Genomic DNA, 15,383 nt, shown 5'->3' on the forward strand with positions numbered 1-15,383 from the left:
ATTATGAACGACGATTTCAGTATATTCTGGCGCAATAACGAGCAGGCTTCTGCGCTCTTTTCCGACCTCCTCGCACGTGCGGAGCAGGACGCCTACGACGACGACTTTCTCATGCAGCTCGCCGCCTATCGGGAGGCAGGCGGGGATGCCGCACACGCCGACATCTTTGCCGCACAGTATCTTCTCGCGAATGGAGATGCAGAAAGCGCCGTCATCTGCGCGGAACGTGCCTTTCGCCTGCGCTCTGTCGAGCCTGCACTCTGGGCAGTGCTGCGCCGTGCATACACAGCGACGGAACGCTATACGGATGCGCTTGTCATGCAGGCGTATACGGCGAAGCTGCTGGACCATCCGCTCACACTCCCGGCGGATATTCCGCGCAGCGCGCTGACCCCCGAGGTGCTCGATCGTCTGTCCGTTGCCATGGGAAAACCAAGCTATGCGCCGATGGCGCTCAGCCGTATGAGCTGGGAGGACGAAAAGGGGCTGTGCGCCACGGAAGGTGTTTTTGCCGGTGAGTTTATCCCCACGACGGGTGTACATCGTCCGCCCTACTACGTCGCCACATATACGGAGCAGGAACAGCAGGGCAACAAGGCATGGCTCCTGCAGACGATCCAGTCGGCAGAGGGTTTTTCCTTCAATGTCGGTGGGGAATTCGTCTACGACATCATACGCGCTAACCGTGCCCCCGGACGCGCCGAGATTCACTGCACCGGAGAGAATGTTCTGCCCGTCATCGGCGTGACACCGTTCCAGCGGCTACACATCAAAACAAAAAGCCTTGCGCAGGATGCGCCGCTCAATCCCGCGACACCCAACTTCTTCCGTCTGACCGAAGATGCCTCCCTTTCCTCTGACCGTAGTTTTCTCGTGGGCACGCCAATCTCCATTGAACACAGTCCAATGCGGCGTCCACTCGTACTGAACATCCTCGCCGATGCACTGCCGTGGGCGATCCTGCGGGAGCATTTCGCCGAGTGGATGCCGAATACAGCCCGCTTCTTCGCGCGGGGAACGATCTTCGATCAGCATTTTTCTGTATCGGAGTATACCTATCCCTCCCTGCCAACCATCGAGACCGGGATGTATCCGCATCATAACCAAATCTTCAATGATAAGATCGCTACGCCACTGTCCGCGGACATCAGTACCCTCTCTGAGCGGCTGCACGCCCTCGGCTATGCGACGGCAAATCTCATGGGCGACGGCATCGGCATCTACAACGGGGCAACACGCGGTCATGACCGTATCATCGTCTCAGGATACCGCACACTCGCCTACGAGGGCGTCGAGCGAGTCATTCGCCACCTCGAAGGACTACGCGATAGTGACCACTTCATCTTTCTCCACACGATGGATGCCCACTCGTGGCCATATCCGCTCTTCCAGATCACGTCGAGTGTGCAGGCACGACTTCCTCTCACAGAGCGTCTCTCGGGCGCAGAGGGCAGCGACCCGAGCCCCTATCTGCGCGCAACGCCGCTCAGTGCTGCGGCATGCGTCCAGGGCATCCGTGATCTCGACCGGGCTCTCGGCACACTCTTTTCCTATCTGGAGCAGCACTACACACCGGATGAGTACCTCATCAGCCTCTACTCCGACCACGGCGTTCCCATATTCAGCAAGCACCACTACATCGTCAGTCCGGACATGACACACACTGCATGGATGATGCGCGGGGCAGGCGTTCCCGCGGGGATCACGGTGAGCGAAATGACCAGCACGGTGGACATCTATCCGACACTCGCATACCTTCTCCATTTCCCTGTCGGAGAACATGTGGATGGCGTCCTGCCGCAGATCTTTGGTGGCAGCGGACGTGAGATCGCGTTCAGCAACTCGCTCTACCCCGGACGTACCTACTGTCTGCGCGCACGTACGCGGGCGCATACATTTCACCTCGAGTCATCAGATGCTCTCCTGCCGAATGGGACGGTGGATCTCGCGCGTGCTGTCACAGCATGCTACCCGCGCGGCGAGGAGGGGATCGCGGGACGTGAAATTGACGATCCAGCGCTTCGTTCCTTCTTCTACCCGCGCGTGCGGGATTTCCTAATGGGCATCGCAAGTAATGGGGAGGTATTCCCGCCGCCAAAGGAGGCATGAGATGAACGACGATTTCAGCATATTCTGGTACAATGATGAGCACGCGCAGGAGCTCTTCTATGATCTCCTCGCACGATCAGAGCGTAATGCCTACGACGACGATTTTCTCATGCAGCTCGCCGTCTATCGTGAGGCAGCACCCGCGAGTGAGCGCGCGGATATTTTTGCAGCGAAGTACCTGCTCCATCACGATGATGCGGAAAACGCCGCCGTATGCGCAGAGCGTGCCCGCGCAAAGCGCCCGCTCAACGCCGAGATCTGGAAGCTCCTCGCCGCCGCCGATAAGGCCCTCGGCCGCGAAAGCGATGCGGCCGCTATGCAGGGCCATCTCTACGGCCTTTACGGCGCGCCGATGCCATCGCTGGATATGGAATCACCGTCGCTGACAGAGGCACTGGATCGGCTCTCCCTCGCCATGGGAACATGCCTCAATATACCGACTGCCACGAGCCGTGCCTACGTGGAAAACGGGGAGCTTTTATTTCGTCCCGATATATTTGTCGGTGAGGCACTCCCCCTCACCATGCCGGAGGGAAGCGCATCCTTTTGGGGTGGGATCTACGCCGAGAATGCCTGTCTGTCGGATCAGAGTCATGTGCTGACCGATCTGCGGCATGAGCGTTCCTTCTGTCGTCATGGCTACCACGACTTCTTCTTCGATCTGCAAAAGGCGCAGGAGGTCCGCGGCACGGTGTCCATCCAGCTTCCGCCGAGGGAGGAGGCGATCATCCCCATCGCGGGCACGGCACCGGAGCAGCCGCTCGCCGTAACAACGGCATCCGACGGCACACAGGAAACCTGTCTGGGCAAATGGTCGTTTAATTTCTTTCGCTTCAGTGAAAATGCCACCCTGCACGCGCCTGCGGACAGCCCCTATACCGTCGGCACGCCAATCCGCCTTGGGCACAGCCCGCGGCGCAGAAAGCTCGTCCTGAGCATCTTTGTCGATGCGCTGTCATGGGCCATCGCACGCCCCTATGCAGAGACACATCTGCCGAACATCATGCGTTTCTTCTCGCGCGGAACGATCTTTGATCAGCAGTTCTCGAGCTCTGAGTATACCCTGCCCGCCTACCCCGCCATCGAGACCGGATACTATCCGCATCATACAAATATATTTAATCTGCGCGTCGGATACGAGCTGCCGCTCCGTATGCCGACCATCGCAGAGCGGATGAAAGGCCTCGGCTACCACTGCGCTGCCCCCATGGCGACGACACAGGGGATCGCACACGGTCTGCTGCGCGGGTTCGACCGTGTCATCGCCGCCGGATGGACGCTGCACACGGCGGTCGGTGTGGACTCCGTCCTCCGCCACATCGACGCGTTTGACGAGACCGATCAGTTCCTCTTCCTCTATCTGCTGGATGTGCATCCGTACAATGCACGCTGGTTCAAGTGCGATACGGCCGTTGAGGCACACCTGCCGCTTGCGGAACGGTTCTTCCCGCATGACTCAGATGTGGCGAGTGTCCGTCTGCCCAATCTCCGCATCTATCAGGAGCAGTATCTGGAGCAGATGCGGCAGACGGATCGCACGCTCGGGCTGCTGTTCTCCTATCTGGAGCAGCATTTTAACGAGGATGAGTATCTCATCAACCTGTATTCGGATCACGGGATTCCCATGTTCGGTGATACCATCGGCGGCAGCATCGACATCCTCAGCGAGCGCTCCACCAGTGCCACGTGGATGATGCGCGGTGCGGGCATCCCCGCGGGCACCGTTGTTCACGATCTCACGAGCACGGTGGACATCTATCCGACCCTAGGACATCTCTGCGGGTTCCCCGTCAATGACGATATTGACGGCCGTCTCCCCGCCATCTTCGGCGGCACGCCGCGCGACGCGGTATACAGTGCATCGCAGTATCCCGGACAGACGTATAAGCTCGCCGTGCGCACCCACGATCATACGATGCGCGTTGAGACACAGGATCCCGTCGATGAGGACGGAACGGTGGACTTTATGATTACGCGCGCCGGTATCTATCCGCGCGGCCATGAGCTTGAGACAGGCTGCGCCGTCGATCAAGAGGATTTGAATGCGTTCTTCTATCCGCGTGCCCGTAACTTCGTCCGCGAGATCGCGAACAATGGGGAGTTCTGGCCCTCGATGCGCGCCGCACGACCGGAGTGGTTCGGTGGACAGCCCTAAAAAACGCAGCCGAAAAAGGAAAGAGATATGATGAGCGACGATTTCAGCACATTCTGGCGCAACAACGAGCGGGCATCTGCGCTCTTTTATGATCTCCTCGCACGGTCGGAGCAGGACGCCTACGACGACGACTTTCTCGCACAGCTCGCCGCGTACCGCGAGGCGGGCGGGGATGCGGCACACGCCGACATCTTCGCGGCGCAGTATCTTCTCGCGAATGGAGATGCAGAGAACGCCGTTATCTGCGCGGAACGCTCCTTTCGTCTGCGCCCGCTCCAAGCGCCGATCTTCGAGGTGCTCGCGCGTGCCTGCAAGGCGCTCGGCCGCTATGCTGACGCGCTCCTCATGCAGGGCTACACCAACCGGCTCACCGATGTGCCAATCGCGGTGGATGACTATCCGCATGAATCGATCACACAGGAGGCACTTGACCGCCTGTCCGTCGTCCTGTCTCATCCTTCGTTCGTGCCGCTCGCCACACGCGCATCCTATGATCCAGAGTCGGGCATCACCACGACGGACGGGCTCTTTGCCGGCGAGTTTCTCCCCGCATCCGAAAATCACCACTGCGCCTACTATGTCGGTGTCCACGCGGAGCAAGGGCAGCAGGGCGATAAGGCATGGCAGCTGAAGAACGTCCGTGATGCGCAGGGCGTCGGTTACTTCGCCGCAGGCGACTTTGTCTTTGATCTGATGCGCGCGCAGCGTGCCCCCGGGGCAGCACATATCGAGCTTGCTCCCGGACAGGAGGTCGTCCTCCCCATCATCGGCACCGTGCTCCCCGCTATCGGCGTGTGCCAGCCACAGCAGATCCACGTGCATTCTGCATCGGTCGACGCGCCCGGCTGGCTGAACGTTGCCACACCCAATTTTTTTCGGCTTCGTGAGACGACTGACTTCTCCTCCGATCACGCATTTCTCGTCGGCACCCCGATCCAGATCGGACATCATCCACGACGCCGCCGTCTGGTACTGAATATCCTCGTCGATGCGCTCCCCTGGGAGATCGTCGGCAGCTGCTTCGCAGAGATGATGCCGCAGACGGCACGCTTTTTTGCGCGCGGGTTGATCTTCAATCAGCAATTCTCTGTCTCCGAGTACACCTATCCGTCGCTGGCGACCATCGAGACCGGGCTCTATCCACACCACAGCAAGATGTTCCACGACAAGATCCCCGTGGAGCTCTCCTCTAGCATCGCAACGATCTCGGAGCGTGCACGGGACCACGGCTATGCAACGGCACAGCTGATGGGATTCGGCATGGGGCTGTACGACGGGTGCATGCGCGGCTATGATCGCCTCATCGCAGCAATGTACCGTACGCCTGCCTACGAGGGGACAGAGCGCATCATCCGCCATCTGGACGGCATGCCCGACGCAGATCACTTCATCTATTTTCACACGGCAGATGCCCACCCATGGCCTGCGCCGCTCTTTCAGCAGGTGACTGCAGTGCAGGCCTCGCTGCCGCTTGCCGCACGTATGACGGATGAGATTCACGCGCCGCATAGCCCCTATCTCCGTCCGAGCCCCATCAATCAGGCATCGTTCCGCTATGGGGTGCGCAGTACGGATCGGGCTCTTGGCACACTGTTTTCCTATCTGGAGGAACACTATGCGCCGGAGGAGTACCTCGTAAACCTCTACTCCGACCACGGCGTCTCCATCTTCAGCCCAACGCCCTACATCGTGGACAGCCCGCTGACCCATACGGCATGGATGATGCGCGGCGCGGGCATTCCCGAAGGGGTTATCACCGAGGAATTGACCAGCACAGCAGACATCCATCCGACGATAGCGCATCTGCTGGATTTCCCCGGCGATGCCGATGTGGACGGCGTACTCCCGCACGTATTGGGCGGCCCAGGACGGGATGTTTCATTCAGCAACTCCCTCTACCCCGGCAAACCGTACTTTCTCGCGGTCCGCTCGGCATCGCATACGCTCTGCCTTGAAACGAAGGAACCGGTCCACACCGACGGCACCGTCGATCTCGCACGGGCAAACGTCGCCATCTATCCGCGTGAGCACGAGCGGGAAAATGGATATGAAATCGACGACCCTGCCCTGCGCGCATTCTTCTACCCGCGCGTACGGGATTTCCTAAAAGGCATTGCAGATAACGGAGAGATATTCCCGCCGCCGAAGGAGGCATGAGATGAGAGAAGACAACCGCGTATTCTGGCGCAACAACGAACAGGCCTCTGCGCTCTTTTATGGTCTCCTCGCACGCACGGAACAGGGCGCCTACGACGACGATTTTCTCATGCAGCTCGCCGCGTACCGCGAGGCAGCGCCCACGAGTGAGCGCGCGGATATCTTTGCGGCGAAGTATCTCCTCCATCACGGTGACGCGAAGAATGCGGCGGTCTGCGCGGAACGCGCCTACCGAAAGCGCCCCGTCAACCGCGAGGTCTGGCTTCTATTGGCCGAGGCATACACGCAGCTGGATCGTCCCGTCGATGCGCTCACGATGTATGGATACGCCTATGGGCTCTATCTCTCCCCCGAGATTCCCACGGAGCTGCTCATGCGCGGCGGAACGGAAGGTCTTGACCGGCTCTCCATCGCCGCAGGCATCGGAACGGGGGTACCGACGACGCAGACGCGCGCCTGCCTTGCCGATCATGCACTGGAGTTTCAGCTCGACGCCTTCGTGGGAGAGTATCTCCCGCTCACGCCGCCCGCAGGAAACGCGCGCTACTGGGTCGCCGCCTATGTCGATAATGCGTTTCTCTCGGATCAAAGCCAACTGCTCGAGGAGGTACGGCACAGCGGCGTCTTCGTCGATAAGATGCAGCGGGATTATCCGTTCTGCCTGCAAAAGGCGCAGGAGGTGCGCGGCCCTCTAACGATCGAGGTGCCGGAGGGGGCGGAGGTCATTCTCCCCATCGCAGGAACAGAGCCGCTGCAGGAGCTGACGATCACGACAGAAACCCAGCCGCCGGCATCCGCCTATCTCGGCAAATGGGCGTTCAGCCAGTTCCGCCTCGCGGAGACGACCGAGATCACCCCGGCCTCCGATGCCGTCTATGCCGTCGGCACGCCGATCCGCCTCGGGCACAGCCCCGTGCGGCGAAAGCTTGTGCTGAACATCCTCATCGACGGGCTCGCGTGGAATATCGCGCGCACGCGCTTTCCCGATGCGATGCCGAACATCGCGCGCTTTTTCGCGCGCGGCACGATCTTCGATCAGCATTTCTCCACATCGGAGTGCACCTATCCGTCCCTCCCCGTGATCGAGACGGGACGCTATCCGATCCATACGCAGGTGTTCAATGAGCGGGACAGTCACGAGATTCCGCTCGACATCAAGACCATCTCGGAGTGCATGACAGATCTCGGCTACTATGCCGCCGCTCCGGCAGGGGCAAGCGACAGCCTCTGCTGCGGTGCGCTGCGCGGCTACGATCAGATGAATGTGACGGCGTGGAAGCAGCCCTCGGCAGAGTGTGTTGACCGCACCATCATGCAGCTCGAAGCGTTCGACGAGACGGATCAATTCCTCTATCTGCATCTCTCCGACGTGCATCCGTGGAATGCCAAGGGCCTTAAATTCCACCCTGCCGTAGAATCGCATCTGCCGCTCTCAGAGCGGCTGTTTGAGATCGATGAGCATATCGCCAGTGTGCGCCTGCCACGGCTCAAGATCTATCAGGAGCAGTTCTGGCGGAGTCTTCGCCGCGTGGACCGCAATCTGGCGCAGCTGTTCACCTATATCGAGGAGCACTACGCGGAGGAGGAGTATCTCGTCAGCGTCTACTCCGACCACGGTAACTCGATCTTCAGCACGCCCGTGAACGGAGTGATGGACGTGATCGCCGAGAACTCAACGCGTGCCCTCTGGATGATGCGCGGGGCGGGTGTCCCTGCGGGACGCATCGTAAACGAGCTGACCAGCACGGCAGATCTCTATCCGACACTCGGTGCGCTCTGCGGCTTCCCCGTGGCAGAGGACATCGACGGCAATCTGCCGGCGGTCTTTGGCGGGAAAGAGCGTGACGCGGTATATAGCATGTCGATGTTCCCGGGACAGACCTATAAGCTCGCCGTGCGCACCTACGACTACGCGCTGCGCCTTGAGACGCAGGACCCCGTCGATGAGGATGGTACAGTGGATTTCGCCGGTGCACGTGTGGGGATCTATCCGCGCGCCCACGAGCTCGAGGAGGACTACGCCTTGGGCAGTGAGGAACTGCGCGCATTCTTCTACCCGCGTGCGCGCAGTATTGTCCGTGAGATCGCGAACAACGGGGAGTTCTGGCCTGCCATGCGCGCCGCACGACCGGAGTGGTTTGGCGGACAGCCCTAAAAAGAGCAGTCGAAAAAGGAAAACGATATGATAAGCGACGATTTCAGCGTATTCTGGCACAACAACGAGCGGGCTTCTGCGCTCTTTTACGATCTCCTCGCACGCGCGAAGCAGGACGCCTACGACGACGACTTTCTCACGCAGCTCGCCGAGTATCGAGAGGCAGGCGGGGATGCAGTGCACGCCGATATCTTCGCGGCGCAGTATCTTCTCGCGAATGGAGATGCAGAGACCGCTGCCGTGTGCGGAGAACGCGCCTACCGCAAGCGCCCCCTAAATCCTGCTGTATGGAATGTACTGGCCTCGGCCGATGAGCAGCGTGGCGACGGCCTGAGCGCTGCGATTTTTAGAATCTATCTCCATCGTTTTACACATACGCCGCTCCCCGCTTCTCTGCCGCAGGGACTAAATGCGGCCGCCCTTGCCCGGCTCACACGCGCGATGAACGGTGCGCTAAACGCACCGCTGGCAAAGTCTCGTGCCATGTGCGATGGCGGTGTACTCGTATTTCGTCCCGATGTCTTTGTCGGAGAATACGTCCCGATCACCACGCCGGAGGGAAGTGCTAGCTATTGGTGCGGGACCTATGCCGACGGCGGTTTTCTCTCCGACCGCTCCTATATGATGGCAGACGCACGTTCAAAGGATTGGTTCCAGGACAATATCTGCCGCGATTTCCCATTTGATCTGCAAAAAGCGCAGGAAGTACACACGACGGTGAATATCGACGTACCAGAGGGACGTGAGGTGCTCCTGCCCATCGCAGGAACAAAGCCGCTGCAGGAGCTCATCATCAGCACGCCCACCCACGCAGATCAGCTCGCCTATCTCGGTCAATGGTTCTACAGCTATATGCGTCTCTCCGCCCCTACGACGATCACCTGTGAGGAGCCCGCGCCATTCGCTGTGGGAACGCCGATCCTCCTCGGGCACAGCGCGCGGCGGCATAAACTCGTACTGAATATCCTCGTCGATGCGCTGCCATGGAATATCGTGCGTACGCATTTTTCCGAATGGATGCCGAATATCGCGCGATTTTTTTCCAAGGGCACGATTTTCGATGCACATTTCTCCACATCGGAGTACACGTACCCCGCACTCCCCGCAATCGAAACGGGACGATACGCCCACCACACACAGCTTTTTCAGGCGGATGCCAGTCACGAGCTCTCACGCGCGTTCCTGACGCTGGGCGAATGCATGAAGGATCTCGGGTACTACACCGCCGCCCCCATACTGACGACAGACAGCATCTACAACGGAACCATGCGCGGCTACGACCGGCTGATTTCAACGGTATGGAATCAGCCCTCCGGCATCGGTGCAGAGCGAGCCATCCATCACATCGAGGCATTTGGCGAAGCGGATCTCTTCACCTTTCTCCATTTCTCTGATATCCACCCGTGGGATGCGATGGGGTTCAATTTCCATACGGCGGTCGAGACGCATCTGCCGCTCGATCAGCGCCTCTTCGCTTGGGAGAAGGCGACGGCGAGCGTCCGCCTGCCGGATTTTGAGATCTACAAAGCGCAGTTCCGGGCAGGTCTGAGGGATGTTGACCGCAATATCGGTATGCTGCTTTCCTATATCGAAAATCACTACGAGGACGATGAATACATCGTCAGTCTCTACTCCGATCACGGCAGCTCTGTCTTCACCCCGCGCCGGGATGAGGATCCGCTCGACATCATCGGAGAGAACTCGACCATGGCGGCATGGATGATGCGCGGGGCGGGCGTGCCAAGAGGCGTGATCGCAAACGAGCTGACCAGTGCCGTCGATCTCTATCCAACCCTGGGGGCTCTTTGTCATTTTCCCGTCGCCTCTGACATTGACGGAAATTTGCCCGCTGTCTTCGGCGGTACGGCACGCGACGCTGTATACTCTTTCTCCCTTTACCCAGGGCAGACGTTCAAGCTCGCTGCACGGACAGCCACGCACGCGCTGCGGCTGGAAACAAAAGATGTCACGCAGCCGGACGGTACGGCGGATTTTGCGGAGGCATGCGTCGGGATCTATCCACGCGGGCATGAGCTCGCGGCGGGCTGCTCCTTAGACAGCGCAGAACTGCAGGCGTTCTTCTACCCCCGCGCACGGGATTTTATCCGCGAGATCGCAAACAATGGGGAACTCTTCATGTGACTTCCACGAAAGGGATATGTATGCCAAACGAGCTCACATCTTTCTGGCGCAACGATGAATATACGCAGGGGCTCTTTTACGGTCTCCTCGCACGCGCGGAGCAGGATGCCTACGACGACGACTTCCTCATGCAGCTCGCCGCGTACCGCGAGGCGGGCGGGGATGCGGCGCACGCCGATATCTTCGCGGCGCAGTATCTTCTCGCCAATGGGGATGCGGAGAATTCTGTCACCTGCGGGGAGCGCGCCTTTCGGATGCGTCCCGCCGAGCCTGCGGTCTGGTCTGTCCTCAGCCGTGCCTATCTGGAGGCAGGACGCCATGCAGATGCTCTCGTCATGCAGGGCTACGCACTGAACTTCTTTCACGTCCCGATCACTCTCGACCTCCCCGCCTCAGTGCTGACGCAGGAGACACTCGACCGTCTGTCCATCGCGGCCGGAAAGGCGAACTATGCCCCCTATGCGCTGAGCCGAATGCACTACTCGCCAGAGACGGGGCTGGAGGCAGAGTCCTCCGTGTTCTTTGCGGAGTTCCTGCCCGTCTCCCAGCACATCACGCCTGCGTACTATGTCGCTGCCTACGCAGAGCAGGAGGTGCTCGGAAACAAGCACTGGCTGATGAATGCCATGCGCAATACGCCTGGACTTGCCGAAAATGTCGGCGGGGATTTCACCTTTGACATCATGCGCGGTACGCGCGCGCCAAAGGAGGCAGCGATTCACGTTGTGCAGGGGACGGAGATCATTGTCCCCGTCATCGGCACAGCAGCAGGACAGATGCTCCGTGCGCAGACGACAGCGGTCAGCGACGTTGCACCGCTCAATCCCGATGCGCCGAACTATTTTCGGCTAAATGAAGACACGGCACTCTCATCGGAGGAGGACTTTATCGTCGGCACACCGATTCATATCGGTCACAACCCTACGCGCCGAAAGCTCGTGCTGAACATTCTCCTCGATGCGCTCCCGTGGGAAGTGATGGAGGCTTCTTTCGCGGATGATATGCCACACACGTCGCATTTCTTTGCACGCGGCACGACATTTCACCAGCATTTTTCCGTTCACGAGTATACCTATCCCTCGCTTGCGACCATTGAGACGGGGATGTATCTGCAGCATACGGGGATATTCAGTGAGTGGCAGGCCATCGAGCTGCGTGAGGAGATCATCACCATCGCAGAGCGCGCACGCAGCGCGGGATATGCGACGTCGAACCTCGTCGGCGATGCCATCGGAATATATAACGGTGTGACGCGCGGCTATGACCGCCTCGTCGTTACGCCCTATTGTACCTTCGCCCACGATGGGACGGAACGAACCATACGCTGTCTGGAGGGCTGCGGCGATGCAGATCACTTTATTTTTCTGCACCTGAACGATATCCATCCGTGGAACAGTGGACTTTTTCAGATTCCTGCTGCGGCACAGATGCGCCTCCCCCTCGTGGATCGTCTCCCTGAGGCCAAGGCACACGTCCCCAGTCCCTATCTGCGTCCGAGCGGATTTTACCAAGCAGCGTTCCGGCAGTCCGTGCATAGCGCGGATCGTACGCTCGGCATGCTGTTCTCCTACATCGAGGAGCACTATGACCCCGCTGATTATCTCGTGAGTCTTTACTCCGACCACGGAGTATCCATCTTTAGTCCGAACCCCTATATCGTCGATGCCCCGCTGACGCATGCCGCATGGATGATGCGCGGGGCGGGGGTGCCCGAGCACGCAGTCGTGGACGATCTGACCAGTGCCGTGGACATCTACCCGACGCTGTGTGCGCTCCTCGGGTTTCCCGTCGATGCCCCGGTGGACGGCATCCTCCCGCGTGTCTTCGGGGGAGCAGGACGGGAGATTGCATTCAGCAACTCCATCTTCCCTCGTAAGGAATACTTTCTCGCGGCGCGCAGCAGGGACTACACCCTCTGTCTGGAAACACCGAATGTCGCCTCCGTCAGTGGGACAATCGACCTGCAGTATGCCAAGGCGGAGATCTACCCCCGTGCACACGAGAAAGAGGCTGGATATGAAATCGACGATCCTGCCCTGCGCGCCTTCTTCTACCCGCGCGTGCGGGAGTTCCTAAAGGGCATCGCGAGCAACGGGGAGGCATTCCCGCCGCCGAAAGAATCAAACGCATGATAACAGGAGGATACGATGAACGCAAACGATCTCATTGCCGCCCTTGGAGCAGAGTTCTTTACGGGCGTGCCCGACTCGAAGCTCCGCCCGCTCGTCGACGCTCTGATGGATACCTACGGGGCGAACAGTCCGTCGCACATCATCGCGGCGAATGAGGGGAATGCGGCGGCACTCGCGGCGGGCTATCATCTCGCGACGGGCAAGGTGCCGCTTGTCTACCTGCAGAACAGCGGGCTCGGCAACATCGTCAATCCCCTGCTCTCCCTCCTCCACGCGGGGGTCTACGGCATCCCGTGCATCTTTGTCATCGGCTGGCGCGGCGAGCCAGACCTCCACGACGAGCCGCAGCATCTCGTACAGGGGCGCCTCACGCTGCCGCTCCTCGAGACGATGGGCGTCAAGACGATGGTGCTCACGGAGGCGTCCCAGCCGGAGGATGTCTCCGCGTGGATGGAGCAGATCCGCCCGCATCTCGCTGCCGGCGGACAGTGCGCGCTCCTCGTCCGCAAGGGAGCGCTCACGCATCCGAAACACAAATACGCAAATGAAAATCCCCTGCGGCGCGAGGATGCCATCGCACGGATCCTCGATGCGGCACAGGGCGCTGTCGTCGTCGCAACCACGGGGAAGACGGGGCGTGAGCTATTTGATCTGCGCGAGGTACGCGGCGAGGATCACGCCCATGACTTTCTCACCGTCGGCTCGATGGGGCATGCGGGGGCGATTGCTCTCGGCATCGCCCTCCACCGCCCGTCGCAGCGCGTCTTTCTCCTCGACGGGGACGGTGCAGCCCTCATGCACATGGGCGCGATGGCGACCATCGGTGCCGCTGCACCGCCGAATCTCGTCCACGTCCTCCTCAACAACGAGGCACATGAGAGCGTCGGCGGCGCACCGACAGCGGCGCATACGGTGGACTTCCCCGCCGTCGCGCGTGCCGTCGGCTACCGTCTGGTGCAGACGGCGGCAGATGCGGCAGAGCTCGCGCAGGTGCTCCCTGCGGTAGGGAGGAGTGATGTGCTCACCTTCCTTGAGGTGCGCACCGCCATCGGCTCGCGCGCTGACCTCGGCCGTCCGACAACAACGCCGACGGAGAATAAGGAAGCTCTGATGCGGACACTACGGGAATAAAAAAAGAGCATTGCATTGGCGAATCACCCGTGCAGTGCTCTTTTAAGGAATCGCTGATAAAATGAGGTCTGCCATATTGACGTAGATTTTTTGTCCGATTGAGGCAGCAAGCCGGACGCATAGCAAAGGCTATGTGGAGGATTTGCTAACGAAAAGCGGGCGAAAAAGATGCGTTAAGATGGTAGCGCCGAATTTATCAGTGCTTCCTTAATATGTGATGTTGTTAATAATCAAGTTGGAACGTCCCAGCAAAGAGGCTTTGTTTTTCCCCATTACTGTTTCCCGTGAATTAGTCCCAATGCGAGCTCGGCGTTGCGTGCGGCGAGGCTGCGCATCTGTGCGAGGAGGTCCGCGTTCGCCGCCGTAAATTCGCTGCGTGCCGCCCATTTGCGGCGGACTTCCTTGAGGACGCTCACGGTGGTGATGTCCTGCAGGTCGTTGACGGGTTTTTCCCCGATGGAGCGCAGGAAGCGGTCGACCTTCGGATCGTAGGAGATGCCGATCATGGGGACGCCCATGACACCTGCAAAGATGAGGGCGTGCAGGCGCACGCCGATCATGAGGTCCATGTTCGCGACGAGGGAGAGGAGCTCTGCGGTGGTGTATTCGCCCGTGAGGACGGTGCAGTCCTCCTTTGTCCATGCGGCGACGGTCTCCGCCGTCCGCACGTCCTCGGGGTACTGCATGGGGAGAAAGATGACGCGTGCATCGAGCTCGCGGACGATGGCGTCGCTGATCTCGGCAAGGATTTCCTTGTAGTGCTGCCAGCCCTGCCAGTCGCGTACGGAGATGCCAACGACGGGGCGCGCGCCGTCCGCTCCGCAGGCGGCGAGGATGGCGCCCTGCCTCGCGCCCGACGGGATGGATGCCGAGTACGGGGTCGGCGGTGCACTCCATCGGCGGACGGCGGATGCCGAGGCGGCGCAGCTCTGCCATGGAGCCCTCGTCGCGCACGGTAATGAGGGAGACGCGGTTGCCGAGCCAGCGCATGCAGCGGCAGGCGAATTTCCCCGTGACGGGACCGATGCCCTGCGCGTAGAGCATCGTGCGTTTGCCGAGGAGGAGGGCAAGCAGGATGACCGCCATGTAGTAGTAGAGACTGCGGCGGCTCGTGACGTTCTGGAGCAGGCTGCCGCCGCCGCTGATGAGGAGGTCGGCGTGCCGCATGGCGCGGAAGATTCCGCGCGCGTCAAGCGAGCCGACCGCATGGACGCCGTGGCGCCGCTCAGTGTCGGCAGGGTTGGCTGAGATGACCGTGATATGAAGTTCCGGGTCCAAATCTCCGAGCACCTCGAGCATCGCCGCGAGCATGGCCTCATCGCCCGCGTTCTTCGCACCATAGTACCCGGATACAACGATCCGCTTCATCAGGTAAAGCGCCCTCCGTTCCGTTTTCCCATTC

General features: G+C 60.2%; 8 protein-coding genes and 1 pseudogene. 8 read left to right on the forward strand and 1 reads right to left on the reverse strand.

The window, feature by feature from the left end; translation table 11 throughout:
• The first annotated feature begins 3 nt into the window (after positions 1-3).
• The 8 genes from C1713_RS01170 to C1713_RS12230 all read left to right on the forward strand — a co-directional run bounded on the left by C1713_RS01170 (position 4) and on the right by C1713_RS12230 (position 14,192).
• Positions 4-2,109: a sulfatase-like hydrolase/transferase gene (locus tag C1713_RS01170; RefSeq protein ID WP_102492762.1), complete on the forward strand. Its 2,106-nt coding sequence runs from the start codon at positions 4-6 to the stop codon at positions 2,107-2,109.
• Between the two features lies 1 nt (position 2,110).
• Positions 2,111-4,264, forward strand: a complete 2,154-nt coding sequence (locus C1713_RS01175; RefSeq protein ID WP_102492763.1) for a sulfatase-like hydrolase/transferase — start codon at positions 2,111-2,113, stop codon at positions 4,262-4,264.
• Between the two features lie 27 nt (positions 4,265-4,291).
• Positions 4,292-6,421: a sulfatase-like hydrolase/transferase gene (locus C1713_RS01180; protein WP_102492764.1), complete on the forward strand. Its 2,130-nt coding sequence runs from the start codon at positions 4,292-4,294 to the stop codon at positions 6,419-6,421.
• Position 6,422: 1 nt separating this feature from the next.
• Entirely contained in the window at positions 6,423-8,576 is a 2,154-nt protein-coding gene (locus C1713_RS01185) for a sulfatase-like hydrolase/transferase (protein ID WP_102492765.1), read from the forward strand.
• 30 nt (positions 8,577-8,606) lie between these two features.
• Positions 8,607-10,718 carry a sulfatase-like hydrolase/transferase gene (locus tag C1713_RS01190; protein ID WP_102492916.1) on the forward strand — a complete coding sequence of 704 codons (2,112 nt, stop codon included), beginning with the start codon at positions 8,607-8,609 and terminating at the stop codon, positions 10,716-10,718.
• Positions 10,719-10,738: 20 nt separating this feature from the next.
• Entirely contained in the window at positions 10,739-12,850 is a 2,112-nt protein-coding gene (locus tag C1713_RS01195; RefSeq protein ID WP_102492766.1) for a sulfatase-like hydrolase/transferase, read from the forward strand.
• Positions 12,851-12,865: 15 nt separating this feature from the next.
• Positions 12,866-13,981, forward strand: a complete 1,116-nt coding sequence (gene aepY / locus C1713_RS01200) for a phosphonopyruvate decarboxylase (RefSeq protein ID WP_102492767.1) — start codon at positions 12,866-12,868, stop codon at positions 13,979-13,981.
• A gap of 85 nt (positions 13,982-14,066) precedes the next feature.
• On the forward strand, positions 14,067-14,192 hold the full coding sequence (locus tag C1713_RS12230; RefSeq protein WP_071586101.1) for a secretion protein HlyD: 126 nt from the start codon (positions 14,067-14,069) through the stop codon (positions 14,190-14,192).
• A gap of 61 nt (positions 14,193-14,253) precedes the next feature.
• Here C1713_RS12230 and csaB read toward each other — a convergent pair.
• Positions 14,254-15,349: pseudogene (gene csaB / locus C1713_RS01210) on the reverse strand (polysaccharide pyruvyl transferase CsaB).
• Positions 15,350-15,383: the final 34 nt, after the last annotated feature.

The sequence above is a fragment of the Centipeda felix genome, from assembly GCF_900186465.1.
GTDB lineage: Bacteria > Bacillota > Negativicutes > Selenomonadales > Selenomonadaceae > Centipeda > Centipeda felix.

Bases quoted from the DNA above. Each gene is read 5' to 3' on its own strand.
- C1713_RS01180 (WP_102492764.1), top strand. From the start codon at position 4,292: ATGATGAGCGACGATTTCAGCACATTCTGGCGCAACAACGAGCGGGCA.
- C1713_RS01195 (WP_102492766.1), top strand. From the start codon at position 10,739: ATGCCAAACGAGCTCACATCTTTCTGGCGCAACGATGAATATACGCAG.
- aepY (WP_102492767.1), top strand. From the start codon at position 12,866: ATGAACGCAAACGATCTCATTGCCGCCCTTGGAGCAGAGTTCTTTACG.
- C1713_RS01170 (WP_102492762.1), top strand. From the start codon at position 4: ATGAACGACGATTTCAGTATATTCTGGCGCAATAACGAGCAGGCTTCT.
- C1713_RS01175 (WP_102492763.1), top strand. From the start codon at position 2,111: ATGAACGACGATTTCAGCATATTCTGGTACAATGATGAGCACGCGCAG.
- C1713_RS01185 (WP_102492765.1), top strand. From the start codon at position 6,423: ATGAGAGAAGACAACCGCGTATTCTGGCGCAACAACGAACAGGCCTCT.